The 16,737-nt window shown below is 40.8% G+C and carries 15 protein-coding genes; 2 read left to right on the plus strand and 13 right to left on the minus strand.

Going from position 1 to position 16,737, the window contains the following annotated elements; translation table 11 throughout:
• Nucleotides 1-11: 11 nt before the first annotated feature.
• From BN2425_RS07210 to BN2425_RS07260, 11 genes are all read right to left on the minus strand, one after another.
• On the minus strand, nucleotides 12-230 hold the full coding sequence (locus BN2425_RS07210) for a hypothetical protein (RefSeq protein WP_042456911.1): 219 nt from the start codon (nucleotides 228-230) through the stop codon (nucleotides 12-14).
• A 22-nt stretch (nucleotides 231-252) separates the two neighbouring features.
• Nucleotides 253-1,722 carry an NCS1 family transporter gene (locus BN2425_RS07215; protein WP_042456914.1) on the minus strand — a complete coding sequence of 490 codons (1,470 nt, stop codon included), beginning with the start codon at nucleotides 1,720-1,722 and terminating at the stop codon, nucleotides 253-255.
• A 149-nt stretch (nucleotides 1,723-1,871) separates the two neighbouring features.
• Nucleotides 1,872-3,284, minus strand: a complete 1,413-nt coding sequence (hydA, locus tag BN2425_RS07220; protein ID WP_042456917.1) for a dihydropyrimidinase — start codon at nucleotides 3,282-3,284, stop codon at nucleotides 1,872-1,874.
• Between the two features lie 24 nt (nucleotides 3,285-3,308).
• Entirely contained in the window at nucleotides 3,309-4,592 is a 1,284-nt protein-coding gene (gene preA, locus BN2425_RS07225) for an NAD-dependent dihydropyrimidine dehydrogenase subunit PreA (RefSeq protein WP_042456920.1), read from the minus strand.
• A gap of 174 nt (nucleotides 4,593-4,766) precedes the next feature.
• The gene (locus tag BN2425_RS07230) at nucleotides 4,767-6,122 is read right to left on the minus strand and encodes an NAD(P)-dependent oxidoreductase (RefSeq protein WP_042457163.1); all 1,356 of its coding nucleotides are present in this window, start codon (nucleotides 6,120-6,122) and stop codon (nucleotides 4,767-4,769) included.
• Nucleotides 6,123-6,517: 395 nt separating this feature from the next.
• Nucleotides 6,518-7,330, minus strand: a complete 813-nt coding sequence (locus BN2425_RS07235; RefSeq protein ID WP_042456923.1) for a uroporphyrinogen-III synthase — start codon at nucleotides 7,328-7,330, stop codon at nucleotides 6,518-6,520.
• Between the two features lie 18 nt (nucleotides 7,331-7,348).
• Complete coding sequence (locus tag BN2425_RS07240) at nucleotides 7,349-8,023, minus strand: NAD(P)H-binding protein (protein WP_042456928.1); 675 nt, start codon at nucleotides 8,021-8,023, stop codon at nucleotides 7,349-7,351.
• Nucleotides 8,024-8,169: 146 nt separating this feature from the next.
• Nucleotides 8,170-8,553 carry a YidH family protein gene (locus BN2425_RS07245; protein ID WP_042456931.1) on the minus strand — a complete coding sequence of 128 codons (384 nt, stop codon included), beginning with the start codon at nucleotides 8,551-8,553 and terminating at the stop codon, nucleotides 8,170-8,172.
• 88 nt (nucleotides 8,554-8,641) lie between these two features.
• A complete protein-coding gene (locus BN2425_RS07250; RefSeq protein ID WP_042456934.1) occupies nucleotides 8,642-9,409 on the minus strand; it encodes a cobalamin-binding protein in 768 nt (255 codons plus the stop codon).
• A 26-nt stretch (nucleotides 9,410-9,435) separates the two neighbouring features.
• A complete protein-coding gene (locus BN2425_RS07255; RefSeq protein WP_042456937.1) occupies nucleotides 9,436-10,029 on the minus strand; it encodes a hypothetical protein in 594 nt (197 codons plus the stop codon).
• A gap of 116 nt (nucleotides 10,030-10,145) precedes the next feature.
• Nucleotides 10,146-11,678, minus strand: a complete 1,533-nt coding sequence (locus BN2425_RS07260) for a DHA2 family efflux MFS transporter permease subunit (RefSeq protein ID WP_042456940.1) — start codon at nucleotides 11,676-11,678, stop codon at nucleotides 10,146-10,148.
• Nucleotides 11,679-11,868: 190 nt separating this feature from the next.
• Between BN2425_RS07260 and BN2425_RS07265 the strand changes: the two genes are divergently transcribed.
• Nucleotides 11,869-12,780 (plus strand): TetR/AcrR family transcriptional regulator, encoded by a 912-nt coding sequence (locus BN2425_RS07265; protein WP_042456943.1) that lies wholly within the window; start codon nucleotides 11,869-11,871, stop codon nucleotides 12,778-12,780.
• Between the two features lie 38 nt (nucleotides 12,781-12,818).
• On the opposite strand, the gene BN2425_RS07270 is transcribed toward BN2425_RS07265, so the two are convergent.
• Together BN2425_RS07270 and BN2425_RS07275 are read right to left on the minus strand one after the other, a co-directional pair.
• Nucleotides 12,819-13,193: a hypothetical protein gene (locus BN2425_RS07270; RefSeq protein ID WP_042456947.1), complete on the minus strand. Its 375-nt coding sequence runs from the start codon at nucleotides 13,191-13,193 to the stop codon at nucleotides 12,819-12,821.
• 174 nt (nucleotides 13,194-13,367) lie between these two features.
• The gene (locus BN2425_RS07275) at nucleotides 13,368-14,519 is read right to left on the minus strand and encodes a lactate 2-monooxygenase (protein ID WP_042456951.1); all 1,152 of its coding nucleotides are present in this window, start codon (nucleotides 14,517-14,519) and stop codon (nucleotides 13,368-13,370) included.
• 225 nt (nucleotides 14,520-14,744) lie between these two features.
• Between BN2425_RS07275 and pepF the strand changes: the two genes are divergently transcribed.
• Entirely contained in the window at nucleotides 14,745-16,559 is a 1,815-nt protein-coding gene (gene pepF / locus BN2425_RS07280; RefSeq protein WP_042456954.1) for an oligoendopeptidase F, read from the plus strand.
• The last annotated feature ends 178 nt before the right edge of the window (nucleotides 16,560-16,737 follow it).

Consider the following 16,737-nt stretch of genomic DNA (forward strand, 5'->3'; position numbering starts at 1 on the left):
TGTTTATGGAATTAGGTAGACAGCTGATTTTGCTTAACCAATAGACTGGAAAGATACTTTCTGGCATTTGCATTTCCAACCAATAAGGTCTCCTGTTGATTTCCTTCAGCATCGAAAAACTCTACTGTGGCACCATTTAAATGTTCCTTAACGGACTGAATCCTGTATCCTTTTCCGATCAGAATATCGATTTGTTCTCTTTGGGCTAGAAATTGCAGATGTTCCGACATAACCATCCTCCTTACTCATGTGTTAAAATAAATCAACATTATCAGGGATTTTCTCTACTATAGGCTCTAATTCCTCGGAGATAATCCAATCCCGGCCTACCGATATGCCCAAATACTTCTCATCACTTGGGTCTTGAATTTCAGCTTGGGGATACTTTTTAAACCACCAAAATTTTGCCAGCACAAAATAGATGGCTGCCCCGGCAAGAAATCCAACCACAAACCCATATTCCGGGAGAAAATAGGAAGCAACTGCCCCGATAATCCAAGCAATAAACCCAGCCCAATTGATGCCGCCGAGATATCGAAACTGTCCATGGTCTTCATATAATTCGGGAACATTCACTCTTCTCTTCCTAAGCAAATAATAATCAGCGAACAGGATCCCGACAATGGCGGACAAAATGCCACCAACAAATAACAGAACCGGAATAAGAATGTCAAATAATTGCCATGGCTGAACAATGGTTCCGACAATCCCTGCGGTGATGACCCCTGCCCAGAATGGAAACTTTGGGCCGCCTACATTGGAAAAAATGGTGGCAGCGGGCACAACATTTGCTGCTGTATTAGTCGACCATTGGGCCAAAACAATCATTAAAAGGAGAACGGCGAGAAGAAATCCACCTGCTGATTCCTGTAAGGCGACTACTGGGTCGGCATTTAAAACCGCAATATAAGATACCGCCCCGATGATAATCATGAATGTTTGTGTAATTGGCATGGCAATAAGGTTTCCGATTAAAGAACTCTGATTACGTTTGAACCAGTTTTTTTCATTAGCAGGGGCCTTCATAAACCGGGATATCGAGGGAATATCTGCGCTTAACGTGGCCCAAAACCCCATATTGGCAAAAATGACTACCATAAACGCGGTAAATGCTGCCCCGCCAGTTACCGGAGATTCCACCCAGCTCCAAACATCCCTTCCTGCTGCTTGGGCCTTATCTGAAAGGGAAGAATACATCCAGATTGCGATAATAATAATGACAGGTGCCGCCAAATCAGCAAACCGTTCAATCGATTTAATTCCCAATGCAGTGTTCACCAATTGTACGATGGCAAAAATAATAAAGCAGATAAACCAATTATCAAAGCCAAATAAAATGTTTAAAATCCCATTCATTGCTGTTGAACCAAAATAGGTATTTAAGCCAAACCACATGGAAGCCGTAATCCCCCGAGTAACGGAAGGAATATGAGTGCCAATTGTGCCAAAAGGCGCCCTCATGTATACCGGAAATGATAACCCGTGTTCAATCCCAATATCAGCAATCAATGAAATGAAGAATCCAATCGCAAGACTGCCAATCACGGTGGCAAGAATCACCCATGGCAGAGAAAGATTGATGACACCTGATCCGCCGATGGCAAAGGTCGCCAGTACCACAACCATCCCAACCCACATAAATGAATAGCCTAATTTAGTGATTTTCCGGTCTTTTTGACCGATGGGCAATAAATCAGGTGATTTTAAATGGCTTTTTTTCATATGAACACTCCAATTCGGTTAAATTTTTATAGAATTCTTTTCGCAAATTCTTTTAATGCCTTAACCTATCGATTCAAAAAAGGCAATTGCTCTTCGATGGAAGCAATTGCCGGAGTTGTTCACTAATGTGTAGGGACTGTATTTACTAGTTAAATAGACATTGTTTCGTTTTCTGTAATCGGCGTATTGTATTTCGCACGCTTTAAGTATTGTCCTGATCCAGGTTTGCCGACAAACTGCTTATCTCTGACGACAAATTCGCCCCGGACCATAACCGAAATAGGTTCTCCTGTCACTTTCATACCCTCAAATGCATTGTAATCCACAGCCATATGATGAGTTTCTGCTGAAATGACCCGTTCAGCATTAGGGTCAAAGATTACTAAGTCAGCATCAGCCCCAATGGCAACTGTTCCTTTTTTTGGAAACAACCCAAACAATTTTGCGGCCCTAGTCGAGGTTAAGTCAACAAATTGATTCAACGAAATCCGTCCCTTTTTCACCCCCTCAGAGAACAAAATGGTCAGTCTATCTTCAATCATCGGACCGCCGTTAGGTATTTTGGTGAAATCGCCAAACCCAAGTTCCTTTTGTCCTTTAAAATCAAAGGAACATTGATCAGAGCCAAATGTTTGCAGGGTGCCGCTTCGTAAAGCATGCCATAGCGCCTCTTGATTCCATTTTTCCCGAAGCGGTGGTGACCAGACGTATTTGGCTCCTTCAAAATTCGGTTTTTCTAAGTAGCTTTGATCGAGCACAAGATATTGCGGACAGGTCTCTCCCCATACTTCATAGCCTTTGCTCCGCGCTTCAGCAATCCTGTTTGCAGCATCCGCACAGGAAACATGCACCACGTACAATTGCGAGCCTGCCAAACCGGCAAATCTTGCCGCACGGCCTGTTGCTTCCCCTTCTAATTCAGGTGGTCTTGTTAAGGCGTGGTAAATCGGGTCGGTATTACCTTCCTCCAATGCTTTTTTGGTTAAATAATCAATGACATCGCCATTCTCAGCATGAACCATCACAAGCGCGCCAAGTTCCTTGGCTGTTACAAAAGTGCGGAACAATGTCTCGTCGTCTGCTTGAAAAACATTTTTATAGGCCATAAACACTTTAAAGGATGTAATGCCCTCTTCGTTAATTACCTGCGGCAGCTCGTTTAACACATCGTCATTGATCTCAGAAATCATTAAGTGGAAGCTGTAATCAATGGCCGCTTTCCTATTTGCCTTTTCGTGCCAAGTTTGAATTGCATTTTTCAGGGGTTCGCCTTTATTTGTTAAACAAAAATCAATCACAGTAGTGGTACCGCCGAACGCTGCGGCTATTGTTCCAGTTTCAAAATCATCCTTTGTGACAGTACCGCCAAACGGCATATCTAAATGGGTATGCGGGTCAATTCCTCCTGGAAAAACCAAACAGCCCTTTGCATCCACTATTTCAGCTCCAGCAGCGGATAGGTTCGAGCCAATCTGGGTAATCTTTCCGTCCTCAATTAAGAGTTCTGCCTGATAAGTATCTGCGGCTGTTACTATCGTTCCATTTTTTATGATCTTTTTCATCTTAATATGCCTCCTTAGATAAATTTACTTGCTGATATCCACTTTACAAGCGGCTGCATTTAATACAGCTTGCCGTTCATTCCAAGTCATCGGCGGCAACTCTCTTGGCAGTTCAATCATGTCAATCGCTCCATCTACCGGGCAGACAATCGAACATAAATTACAACCGACACAATCTTCTTCTCTGACTTTAAGATAGCTTTTTCCTGTTGAATCTGTAAGCCTTTCTATACATTGATGGGAAGTATCTTCACAAGCGATATAACATTTGTTGCAATTAATGCAAACATCTGTATTAATTCTGGCTGCAATATTGTAGTTTAGATCCAAGTCGCCCCAATCAGAGTATTTTGGAACTGATTTTCCGATTATTTCACTTACTGAGACAATTCCTTTACTGTCCAAATAGTGATTCAGGCCCTCAATCATATCCTCCACAATCCGGAAGCCATGGTGCATGGCAGCCGTACAAACTTGCACACCTGTTGCCCCCATGAGCATAAATTCCACCGCATCTCGCCAATTAGAGATGCCGCCGATTCCAGAGATCGGTATATTAATTTGAGGGTGCCTGGCGCAGTCTGCCACCATATTTAACGCGATTGGTTTGACCGCAGGACCGCAATATCCGCCATGTGCTCCCTTTCCGGCCACATGGGGGATTGGATTCCAGGTATCTAGGTCAACACCCATCAGACTATTGATCGTGTTTATCATACTGATTGCATCCGCACCGCCATTGGCAGCAGCTTCAGCTGTCGCCGTAATGTCGGTAATATTAGGGGTTAACTTCACAATAACGGGAGTTTTTGCGACTTCTTTCACCCAATAGGTTTGCCGTTCCACTAATGCAGGTACCTGGCCAGATGCTGAACCCATCCCACGTTCTGCCATGCCATGTGGGCAGCCAAAGTTGAGTTCAAGGCCGTCCACCCCGACATCTTCCACCCGCTTGACTATTTCATGCCACTTTTCTTGCTGAGGTTCTACCATTAACGAAGCAATGACGGCATGATTGGGAAATTTCTTCTTTGTTTCATAGATTTCTTTTAAATTGACATCGAGCGGCCTGTCGGTAATAAGCTCAATATTGTTAAAACCAGCTACTCTTTGTCCGTTAAAGCTGATACCCGCAAATCTGGAAGTTACATTCAAGATGGGATCGCCCAATGTTTTCCATACTGCCCCACCCCAACCTGCCTCAAATGCACGCTGTACTTGGTATCCCGAATTTGTCGGAGGTGCTGATGCCAGCCAAAAAGGATTAGGAGATTCAATCCCCGCTAGATTTATTCGTAAATCAGCCATCTATATCCCCCTTTTTGATATATTTAAATACTTTGTTGAATGAAATATTAGTAGTAAGATGTGCGAGATTGGTTAATTATTGTTATTTTGTAGTTAATAGAGGAATGTTTTGTAGTCATAATAAGCCTTGTAAAAGGTTAAAGAAGTACCATACCAATCATACTGTTACTAGAATTAGACTGGACTGCTTACAGAGGAAAGTTGTTTATGAATTTCATAAGCCGCCATTTTTCCTTGCTGTGCTGCGGTTACTACCATGGCTTCGCCTTTACCTTTCCCAAAAATAACATCGCCGCACGCAACGATTTTGGGATTGGAGGTTTGCCAGTTTTGCGGATTCACCTGGACAACCCCGTTTTCATGGGCTATACCAAACTGTTCTATTAAATTAATATGTCTAGTTTGGCCAATCGCTTTAATCACGGCATCTGCCTGAATCACAAACTCGGAGTTTTGGATCGCTACAGGGCGGCGGCGCCCATCTGCTTCCGGGTCACCTAACTTCATTTTATAACACTCAATTCCGATTACTTTTCCATTTTCATCCCCGAGGATTCGCTTCGGTGCCGTCAACCAACGGAACTCCACTCCATCCATTTTGGCAAATTCGTATTCAAAATCGTAGGCCGTCATTTCTTCTGCCGTCCTGCGGTAGATAATTTTTACATTTTCTGCCCCTAAACGAACGGAACAAGTAGCCCCGTCAATTGCGGTGTTGCCTGCTCCAATGACTACCACCTTTTTACCAATAAAATGTTGTGATAATTTTCCGGTTTTGGTAGCCTTGACAAATTCGATGGCATCATAGACACCATTTAAATTTTCACCCTCAATTTCTAGACTAGGGACATTTCCCATTCCTACAGCCAGCACAATTCGGTCAAACTTTTCCAAGAGTTCTTGTGCGGAAATATCTTTGCCAACGGCAGTGTTAGTGCGTATTTTGACATTCAATTTTTTTACCTGCTCCACTTCCCAGTAGGAAATCCGCTGTGGAAGCCTGAATGAGACAATCCCATACGTATTTAATCCGCCTGCTTTTTCTGCTGCTTCAAAAATAGTAACATCATAGCCAAACCGTGCCAGTTCTCTCGCAGCAGATAACCCTGCCGGCCCAGCTCCAATGATGGCCACTTTTTTTCCATTTGAAGGACCAGGACCAAAAAGTGTGCGGTCATTTTGAATCGCCCAATCGGTTGCAAAGCGCTGCAGTTTCCCAATCATGATGGGAGAGGTCGAATAATTTAACACACATGAACCTTCACATAATTCTTCGGTCGGGCAGACTCTTGCACAACTAGCTCCGACAGGATTAGAGGACATAATCGTTTTTGCAGACCCCAACAAATTTCCAGACGCGATTTTTTTAATAAAAGTTGGAATATCAATGCCTGTCGGGCAAGCTTTGATGCAGGGCGCATCATAACAATAAAGGCAGCGATTAGCTTCTTCCGTTGCCTCTTGATTCGAATATCCTTGCTCCACCTCTTGGAAGTTCTGTTCGAGATTGATTAAGGATATCCGTTGCATTTTTTCTGTTGGCAATAGAAACCCTCCTTCTAATATTCCATCAGAGAAATAGGCGAAATACCTTAATACTTATTCCCTAATAATTTGCGAGAAACAGGCCTCCTTCCTACTTTATTTACTAAATTGCAGAAGATTCCGAATTTTAATCTTATTTTACAGGGCATTTTTTATTAATTCACCTGACAACCTGTAAAATTATGCCACTCAATCACTTTCCATTATGTAAAAACGACTGATCCTTGGTAGTCCTAATCAATTTACCATATCTGACATGCAAAAAATGTAAAAATACCTCGAGCTGTCATATTTTCTAACCAACTTTTTTACTACTGAGGGAGGGCCAAATAAAAAACAGAATTCCTGGTAAATAGGAAATCTGTTCTTATTCCATATTCTTAAAGACATCGAGAGTAGTGCCTGCTGAGTTCAACCACCATAGCTCCCATTCTCTCGTTTTCGGGAGTGATTACGCGTTCCACACCCTCTTCTCTTAAGGCTTCTGCCGTCACTTTGCCGACAGCAACGGCTAAACTATTATTTGCAAAACATTCTAAGATAGTAGAATAGAGATCATGCTCTCTTGCAAAGTCAAAAAGGGAGCGCACTTGTACGGCTGTGGTAAAGCATACCGCATCACATTCCTGGTTGATTAACTCCTTGCACAGAAGTGCAACCACTGCTGGGTCTGGTGCTAGATGCTGGTATGGAAGTAATTTGTGTACATTAGCCCCTCTGTCTTCAAAAAAGCTTGTTAATAAAGGTGCGGTTTCACCATGCAATTGAATGGTGACGCTATTCCCGTGGAAATCAAAGCTTTCAAGAGCCTGAATCAGATCTTTCGTTGTACCATCCTCAGCAACTGCTGCAGGCACAACAGTTAATCTTTTTAGTGCAGCAAGAGTTTTATAACCACGGGAAGCCACGTTTGCAGCTCGAATTTTGGATATAAATTCTTGCTCTATACCAAGGTTGCTAGCAATCTTTTGCAATGTTTCAATGCCAATGCCAGTGGTAAAGATAATCCAGTCGGCTCCATGTTGAATAAATTGGATTAGATCTGGCTTTACTTCTTCCTCTGACAAAAAGACGGTACCTTGGAGAGGCCGTGATAATGCGATTCCTCCCTGTTTCTCAATTAAAATAGTTAATTCCTCGATTTTTCGCGAGCCGCAAATGGCCACCCGCTTACCTGTTAAACCTTTTTCCATTTAAGCAATTCCCCCGATTTATATTTTTAATATATTACCTGCCATGGTTTCAATTTCATTTGAAGGATGAATATGGACACCTGTTTTACCAGCTATAGCGGCAGATATCATGGCGGCGGCTACTTGTTTCGCTTTAATGGCTTTAAATGGCTTTAGGGGGCCAAGCATTATGGCATTAAAGAGTCCACTGGCCTTTTCGGCCATCTTTTCTCCAAACCGAAACTCATCCCGCTTTCCTAGCAGCAAGGATGGACGAAAGATATGTATACTAGGTATAGATACTTTTTTTAGTGCCTCTTCGACATCTCCCTTAACCTGGTTATAGAAGAACAGTGATTTAGGATTGGCCCCCATTGCTGTGATAATGAGAAACCTTTTAGCTCCACCATTACAGGCTAGGTTCGCAGCTTCTGCTGGATAATCGTAATCAACTCTTCGGAACGCTTCCTTGCTTTTTGCCTTTTTCATCGTTGTTCCCAAGCAGCAATATACATCATTTACATCAAACAAATGAGCAAATTCATTCATCCGTTCAAAATCAATAACATGGACTTCACATGCTGTATGGTTAATCTCAATTGGTCTTCTTACAAGAATATGTATTTTTTGATAAATAGACTGTTGGACTAGTAGTTGGATTAACTCCTTTCCAACTAGACCGCTCGCGCCAAGGATCAGTGCCGTTTTGTTCATTGTTTCTGCCCCTTTCAGCCAAAAGACTTTCTATTTCTATCATAAAGAAAGGACCGAAATTTAGCTAATTTTTTCTAAGTGAAGTGGTACTTATTATTACTTACTATCCTAAAAAGGCTGCCTACTCGGCAGCCATTTCGCTTTATTCATAACATGATAAAATAACTGCCAAACAGCAGGGAAATGATAATGATGAATATACTTAGTGTAATTATATATTTTCTAGATGCAGTAAATGTTTGGTCATTTATGGTTGTTATTTTTTTAAAATAGACAACAGTCGCCATGATAATGGTAATAATTCCTAGAGCTACTGAGGCAACCCCGATCAAATTTGCTAATATGTCTCCAGCTTTAGAAAGACTAAATCTCATATTATAATGTAAATTTGTCACTAAGAATCCAACACCTATAACCGCAATTGCCGTTCGGATCCACGCTAAAAATGTTCGTTCATTGGCTAAATGCTGTTGGATATATTTTGAATCGACAGTCGGCTTATCTTGGTATTTTACTTGCCTGCTAGTCATCCTATCCCTGCTTTGGACAAAATTATGAGTGTACCCTCAAACATATTATTGGCAAACAATCCCCTATCCATTCGAAAAATAGTAGAACTTAATTATGAATGAGTGTAACCAGCTTTTCCAGACCTTCTAATAATCTTGGTGACGGCCGGCAATACAGTTCTTCTTCCAAGATAAGGATTCGCTTGTCACTAGAAAAAGGAAGGTCATCAAAACCGGGACGTTTTGTCACCAGATTCTTTTGAATCTTTTCCTTTCTAACTCCTACCCATGCAAGGCATATATAATCCGGCTGCCGTTTCACGACATCTTCCCAATTTGTCTGCACGCTGGCCAATTCAACATCATGAAAAATATTTATTGCTCCAGCAGCAACAGATACTTCTGTTAGCCAGTTGATTTTTCCAGGCGTAAAAATGGGTTTGGGCCACCACTCCCAATAAAGCTTTGGCCTAGAAATATGCATTGAGTTTTTCTGCTTTATGTTATTTAATCGTTCAAGAAACTGTTGTGCAGATTCTAATCCTCGTGATGCCTCACCAAGTGCTTCTGCCGTAGTGATCAAATCCAGCTCAATATCCTTTAGGGATTGAGGATTCAATACAATATGTGGTATCCCTCTTTTCTTTAGGGATTCCACATTTCGTTCCATACCTGGGACACTTAAAGAAGCAAGGACTAGATCGGGCTTTAATTGTTCAACCCGATCCATATCAATAGATAAATCAGGTCCAAGCCTTGGGAGTCCTTTAATGGAATCCGGCCAATCTGAGAAGTCATCCACCCCTACTAAATAATGGGTTAGCCCTAGGTACTCGATTATTTCTGTGTTACTTGGACATAAAGATATAATGCGCATCTTCTCCTCTCCCTTCTTCTCGCGTATCAGACACCAGCTTCAACTGTAACCACTAACTTAAAGAGAAACTGATAAATTAGCTGATAGGCTTCACCAATGGTCATATTCTCATCAAAGCCTGCTAAATAATTTAAAGCAAAGTTGATATTCCATAGTCCTTCTTCACTATTAAACAATAAATCAAAACTAGCTTGCTCTCCATGCATGTTATCAGAAAAGTATTGCTTAAGCTGTGGCTGAAACTTTTTCTGCAATTTTAAACCTAACATGACATCGTAGGTTCCAAACACATCATCAAGCTCTAGAGAAACCGCATCCACCAGAACAATATCAAACCACTTTGATTCTAAATAAATGAATTCATTTTTATGTTTATAAAAATAGACTAGTGGCTGTGTGAGAAACGCGAAGCTTTCATTGCGAATTAGATTTTCCGATTCTTTATCACAGCGCTCAATATAGGCATCAGCGAATCGTTCAGTTTCATCCATCTCGTTCAATGGGCCCGTGATGAGTTCATGCTCCTCGGCATAGTCTTTTTCCTCTTTGAATAACGAAACACCTTCTTTTCCTTTAGTTGTCTGTTGTGTAATATACTGTTGTATCCGATCCTTTAGCATGGTAATTCCTCCAGTAGTACATTTTACTATCATATTGATTCTTTTTTTCAAAAAAATCAAATGTTTCGAGGAATTATAAATGAAAAAAAGTGGCCTTATTGGCCACCAATAGCAGTTTAATTATTTTCCGCAAGTTTTGAGGATATTTGCGAATCATCTTGATTTACCATAAGCGGATCCTCCGCCTGTTTAACTCGTTTAATGAAGAAGGCCAGTACTAGAGCGATTCCAGCTACAAATACGGTGACAAAGAATGCGTCATTTATGCCTTCAAGCATCGCTTTCATCAAAGTTTCTTGTTTCAACTGGGCGAGAACTTCTGGTGTTGGCTGCTGTGTTAAGTGTTTCATTGCTTCAGCACCGATTTCTTTGGCATGTGTCTCCGTCCTGTTGGACATTACGGTTACTAATAATGCTGTGCCAATCGCACCGGAAACTTGCTGCAGGGTGTTGTTCATCGCTGTGCCATGTGGATAAAACCGAGCCGGCAACTGATTTAACCCGTTAGTAGATACAGGCATCATGACCATAGACATCCCAAACATCCGAAATGCGTACAAGAAAATCAATTGAGTATAAGTCGTGTCCAATGATAGCTTACTAAACTCATAGCTTGTAATGACCGTAATGGTTAATCCAATAATCGCTAAAATCCGCCCGCCGATTTTATCAAAAAGTTTTCCAGTGATGGGTGACATTAATGCCATGATAATAGCACCAGGCAGCATTAATAATCCTGCATCCATAGGTGAAATGCCTCTTAGGGTTTGCACATAAATCGGCATCAGCAGCATTCCAGAAAACATAGCCATTGTTACAACCATGGAAATGGTAACGGATAATGCATACATAGGATATCTAAAGATCCTAAAATTTAGCATCGGCCGTTCTTTCTTTAATTGGACAAAAATAAAGATGATTAAGCTGATCACCCCAACAGCGATCGTCCCATAAACATACGGACTGTCCCAGCCTTTTTTTCCTGCCGAACTAAACCCGTACAACAGACCGCCAAAACCAGCGCTAGATAAAATTAATGAGACAACATCAAGCCGAGTGTTCACTTTCGCTTTTTGATCCTTAATTAAAAAGAATCCTACAATGAGAATGGTGATCGCTATTGGTGAAATAAAATGGAAAAGCATTCTCCAATCATAGTGTTCAACAATCCATCCTGATAATGTCGGACCAATGGCGGGTGCCCCCATCAAAATTAATCCAAAAACCCCCATCGCTGCTCCACGTCTTTCCACAGGGAAACTGATGAGCATCACATTCATTAATAACGGCATCATAATCGCCGAACCGGATGCCTGAATCATCCGACCCGCTAATAATATGGGGAAGATATGAGCAGTACCTGCTAAAAGTGTACCAAGTGAAAATAAGGTCATGGCGAATAAAAATAACCTTCGTACTGTATATTTTTGAATTAAAAAAGCTGTTGTCGGAATTAAAACCCCATTCACCAGCATAAAACCTGTTGCCAGCCACTGAACTGTGGATGGTTCGACATCTAAATCCTTCATAATCGAAGGCAGAGCAATATTCATTAACGTATTGTTCAAAAATGCGATAAATGCCCCAATCATCAGGACAGCAATAATCCCATATGGTGGTCGTTTGGGCTCCTGAATCGATTGCTCCATTGTGATTCCTCCTCTATTAAACCCATTGTTCATTTTTTTATACCCCTGTTTCATAATTACCTATATTATACTGTAATTACATAATTTGCAATAAAAACCTTTTGGATTTTTGCCTGTTTGTAACTTGGGGAAAAATGGGTTACTATTAACTTGTACACTCAGTACAATTTTTTGACCAAGGTGATCGTTAATGAATGACCGAAAGCAGCATGTCATCAAGATGGCAAAACAGCTTTTTATTGATAAAGGATACCAAGCCACGTCTATTCAGGATATTTTAGAGTACAGTGGAATTTCGAAAGGCACATTCTATAACTACTTTACTTCTAAAAATGAACTGTTAATGGCCATTATTAAATCCTCTATCTCCGAACGGGAGAAAAGTCGAGATGATTTGTTAGTGGGACAAGCCCCCTCAGATATTGAAACTTTTATCAAACAAGTTGAATTTCAATTAAAATTAAACCGAAATACAGGGTTACTTGCCCTTTTTGAAGAAGTAATGGTAACCAACGACGCAGACCTTAAGCATTATATGGAACGCAATCAATTGAACAACATTCGCTGGATCCACTCACGGTTTTTGGAACTATTTGGTGATAAAGCGCAGCCCTATCTATACGACTGTGCGATTATGTTCTTAGGAATTCTTCGTGAGAATATTAAATTCAATCAAATAACGAATCAGACGAATGTGAATATTAGCCGAGTGGTACGTTATTCCGTCAAACGAATAGAAAATATAGTCAAGGATGTAATAGAATCAGAGGATCAATTACTATCGCCTTTGCAATTGGAAAAATTAATACCAAATATGAATAAAGGGAATGAGTCGTTTCATAAGCAGTTGCATCATCTTATATTTACCATCAAGAATGAACTGAACCAAGGCAATAATATTACCAAACAAATGGACTTGCTTGATTTTATCGAGGAAGAATTTCTGGATTCAAAAAAGCCGCGGCAATTTCTCATTCAAAGTGCATTGGACTCATTAAAATCGGATGAACAGCTCGAGATTAACGGCATGTTTTTAAAGCTAGAACGTCTGCTAAAGGATTACTTTTTTGAGGTAGAATCAGAAGCTATGAAAACCCCCTGATTTTAATCTTTCAGGGGGTCTTTAAGTCTGATATGTACTTAATTAAAGAATGCCTTTTGGATTTCCCAAATGAAAAAATGTTGTGAATACTGTCTAACTTCCACGACAGCGTCTTCTCCATTTTTTGTAAAAATCAATCCAGAACCCATTTGTTCTTTGTAATCCCATCCATTTGTTTTCATATATTCCTTCACTGTTTTATAATCTTGATTATTCCTATTCTCCGACAAATATTTTCTCCGTTTTTCAGATTTCTCCACTAATACATAGTCGGAATTGGAAAACTGAAGCTTTACGGTGGAAACCAGCATTGGGATTGGATTTCCCTCTTGGAATATGGATTTGGAACTGCCGGCAATTAAAGAAAATGCGATTCCTATGGCAACTATTAAATAAACAATTCTTCTCCGCATCAGCAGCTCCCCATTCTTCTGATTTCCTACTCTATTATTATTAGACGATTTACCCAAGGATATTGTTTCAAATAAATGAGGATATTTTCCAGATATGAACCAAACTGTAAAAAAGCTGATCCTAAAAGTAGGCAAAGTTACCTCTATAGGATCAGCTTTGTGGTAAAAGTTCTCTTAGACTTTTTTTAATAAGTCGCGTGATAGTTCTGACACTGCTTTTTTTCCAGACAAAGCTAGTGTTAAATCAAAATCGGCCAGTAAATTACGCAATACTTGCTTTACTCCATCTTCCCCTGCTAAAGCAAGTCCATACATATAAGGTCTTCCTACTAGGACAGCTTTTGCTCCTAAACATAATGCTTTTATAATATCAGACCCACGTCTAATCCCACTGTCCATTAACACAGGGATTTTCCCCTGCACTTCATCGATAATGTCTGGTAGGGCATCGATGGCGGCGATGGCACCATCCACTTGTCTTCCACCATGATTGCTGACAATGATCCCATCTGCTCCATTTTCTACAGCAAGACGGGAATCCTCAGGATGGAGGATTCCTTTTAACAATACTGGCAGCTTTGTTTGCTGTTTAATAAATGCCAAATCATCCCATGTTAAGCCAGGATTTCCGAAAACCTGAGCCCAAAGCATAATCGCAGATTGCATGTCCTCTTGTGGAGGACTGTCCAGTCTGGAGAGGAAAACGGGATCTTCAAGATAATTTCCAATCCCTTGAGCTTCCAAAAATGGCAGATATGCATGTTCAATATCTTTTTCACGCCATGCCATCATCGGTGTGTCCAAAGTGATGACAATCGCATCGTAACCAGTCCTTTCTGCCCGTTTGACCATAGAGGCGGCGATTTCCCGGTCATTGCTCCAATAGAGTTGGTACCATTTGGGACTTCCCCCCATTTCGGAGGATATTTTTTCTAAACTATATGTAGAAGCGGTACTGGCGATAAATGGAACTTCCATGCTGGCAGCCGCCCGTGCTGAAGCGAGTTCGCCTTCTGGGTGGACAATCGACTGTACACCCACAGGTGCCAATAAAATAGGATAGTTTAATTTTTTTCCAAACAGGTCGATCGATAGGTCTCTTTTTGAGGTATCACGGAGCATTCTAGGCACGATTTTCCATTTGTTAAAAGCTTGATTATTTTCTCTAGCTGTTACCTCTGCCCCTGCTGAAGCAGCGACATAATAATAAGGCTTGTCACTAAGATACTCTTTCGCCCTTTTTTCTAGCTCCTCATAGGAAACGGGAATAATATTTTTTTCAACATGCTGGTACACCTTAAACTGAACTTGATTGCCAAAACTCACGTGAATCCCCTTCTTTCACTATTAATCTAGCAAACGCTTTCAGTTTGATGATATCATTGTGAATTTAATAGGTCAACGAGTAGACAAAATATTTAGAAAATAGCAACTCCACCCTGTTTCGAAAAGTAAAACATAGAAAAATCAATAGTTTTTTGTTGACTTAATTTTCGAAAAAATTATATTATAATAATTAGTTACACGAATTAACTTTAGGAGGAAACAATCATGGAAAGATTAGCAGAAAAACGGTTGGCCCGTTCTGAAGTTCCTGAGGAACTAACATGGGACCTGAGTGCCTTATATCCTACAGAACAGGCATGGCAAGAGGAGCTATCATTAATTGAACATGATCTAAGTTTGTTTGGCCCATTTAAAGGAACTTTACATACAGGTGCAAAAGCCCTTTTGGATTGCTTGTTGGCTCAAGAAAAGCTCACAGAAAAACTTGTCAAAGCAGGGACCTATGTCGAGCTGCGTCAAGCGGCTGATGGAACAGATCCTGTTAATCAGGGAAACACAGCCAAATTTGCCGCCCTGCAGACAAAATGCATGGCAGGTCTATCATTCATCAATTCAGAGATTCTTTCATTAGAAGAAGGTATGATTGAAAGATATTTAGAAGAAGAGCCAGAATTGGCTGATTTCGAAAAAAACTTGAAGGATTTACTGAAAACAAAGAAACATCAGCTTTCACCGGAAACAGAACAAGCATTGGCTGCATTAGGTGAAGTTCACAATGCTCCATATCAAATTTATCAAATGACTAAGTTGGCTGATATGCAATTTGCACCAATCCAAGATGAGCAAGGAAACGAACTACCAGTATCCTTTGCTTTGTTTGAAAACCGTTATGAATTTACAGCCGATACCTATGTCCGCAGAGAAGCTTGGAAATCGTTTGTTTCGACATTAAAACAGTACACGAACACAATGGCAGCTACCTATGCAACAGAAGTGAACAAACAGGTAGCCCTTGCACGTCTAAGAAACTATGAGTCTGTTACTCATATGCTATTAGAGCCGCAGCAGGTTTCTGTGGAAATGTACAATAATCAAATTGATACCATTTTTAAAGAATTGGCACCGCATATGCGCCGGTTTGCCAAGCTCAAGCAAAAGGCATTGGGCTTAGAGGAAATGCAATTTTGCGATCTGAAGGCTCCGTTGGATGCTGATTTTAATCCAAGTACCACTTTCGAAGAAGCTAGCAAATTAATATTGGAAGCTCTTCAAGTAATGGGACCAGAGTACTGTTCAATTATTGAAAAAGGCTTTAATGAAAGATGGGTTGACCAAGCGGATAACATTGGAAAATCTACCGGGGCATTTTGTTCCAGCCCTTATGGCGCACATCCTTATGTTCTGATTACTTGGCAGGATAATATGCGCGGCTGCTTTACCCTAGCGCATGAATTTGGGCATGCAGGGCATTTTTATTTGTCAAATGAGAATCAAAGAGTCATGAATACCCGTCCATCAATGTATTTCATTGAAGCCCCATCTACTATGCATGAAATGCTGCTTGGTCGTCATTTGCTTTCTAATACAGATGATAAGCAAATGCGCCGCTGGGTCGTACTTCAGCTGTTGGGCACCTATTATCATAACTTTGTCACTCACCTACTAGAGGCAGAGTATCAACGCAGGGTTTATGCGCTTGCGGAATCTGGGACTGCTCTTACGGCTAGCACATTAACCGAAGTAACAGGAGCTGTTCTTAAAGAATTCTGGGGAGACAGTGTCGTCATTGATGAAGGTGCTTGCTTAACCTGGATGCGTCAGCCTCACTACTATATGGGATTATATCCATATACCTATTCTGCAGGGTTAACTGTTTCAACGGCCGTTTCTCAAATGATTCAAGAGGAAGGTCAAACTGCTGTAGACAGATGGCTGGAAGTCCTTCGCGCCGGAGGCACTAAGGAGCCGCTTGAATTGATTAAACAAGCAGGTGTCGATATGTCAACACCTGAACCAATCCGTAGGGCTGTTTCCTATGTAGGATCATTGGTAGATGAATTAGAACACTCTTATAAATAAGCTATATGAAAAAGGCTGTCCTTTTGGGACAGCCAGGCTGTCGAAAAACCCTTCGGCAGCCTCTTATTACATCTAATTACTTTAACAGTTCACCGCGTTAATATGATATAATATCATTAACAATAGATTATTAATGAGGTAAACCTAAAGAGTCCGCCCAAATTGAATATGATTTTGT

The organism is Neobacillus dielmonensis (genome assembly GCF_000612665.1).
In the GTDB taxonomy this organism is placed as follows: Bacteria; Bacillota; Bacilli; order Bacillales; family Cytobacillaceae; genus Neobacillus; species Neobacillus dielmonensis.

What these genes read in the sequence shown, in the direction of transcription:
- BN2425_RS07210 (WP_042456911.1), bottom strand. Translation starts at nt 230, where the DNA reads ATGTCGGAACATCTGCAATTTCTAGCCCAAAGAGAACAAATCGATATT.
- BN2425_RS07215 (WP_042456914.1), bottom strand. Translation starts at nt 1,722, where the DNA reads ATGAAAAAAAGCCATTTAAAATCACCTGATTTATTGCCCATCGGTCAA.
- hydA (WP_042456917.1), bottom strand. Translation starts at nt 3,284, where the DNA reads ATGAAAAAGATCATAAAAAATGGAACGATAGTAACAGCCGCAGATACT.
- preA (WP_042456920.1), bottom strand. Translation starts at nt 4,592, where the DNA reads ATGGCTGATTTACGAATAAATCTAGCGGGGATTGAATCTCCTAATCCT.
- BN2425_RS07230 (WP_042457163.1), bottom strand. Translation starts at nt 6,122, where the DNA reads ATGCAACGGATATCCTTAATCAATCTCGAACAGAACTTCCAAGAGGTG.
- BN2425_RS07235 (WP_042456923.1), bottom strand. Translation starts at nt 7,330, where the DNA reads ATGGAAAAAGGTTTAACAGGTAAGCGGGTGGCCATTTGCGGCTCGCGA.
- BN2425_RS07240 (WP_042456928.1), bottom strand. Translation starts at nt 8,023, where the DNA reads ATGAACAAAACGGCACTGATCCTTGGCGCGAGCGGTCTAGTTGGAAAG.
- BN2425_RS07245 (WP_042456931.1), bottom strand. Translation starts at nt 8,553, where the DNA reads ATGACTAGCAGGCAAGTAAAATACCAAGATAAGCCGACTGTCGATTCA.
- BN2425_RS07250 (WP_042456934.1), bottom strand. Translation starts at nt 9,409, where the DNA reads ATGCGCATTATATCTTTATGTCCAAGTAACACAGAAATAATCGAGTAC.
- BN2425_RS07255 (WP_042456937.1), bottom strand. Translation starts at nt 10,029, where the DNA reads ATGCTAAAGGATCGGATACAACAGTATATTACACAACAGACAACTAAA.
- BN2425_RS07260 (WP_042456940.1), bottom strand. Translation starts at nt 11,678, where the DNA reads ATGGAGCAATCGATTCAGGAGCCCAAACGACCACCATATGGGATTATT.
- BN2425_RS07265 (WP_042456943.1), top strand. Translation starts at nt 11,869, where the DNA reads ATGAATGACCGAAAGCAGCATGTCATCAAGATGGCAAAACAGCTTTTT.
- BN2425_RS07270 (WP_042456947.1), bottom strand. Translation starts at nt 13,193, where the DNA reads ATGCGGAGAAGAATTGTTTATTTAATAGTTGCCATAGGAATCGCATTT.
- pepF (WP_042456954.1), top strand. Translation starts at nt 14,745, where the DNA reads ATGGAAAGATTAGCAGAAAAACGGTTGGCCCGTTCTGAAGTTCCTGAG.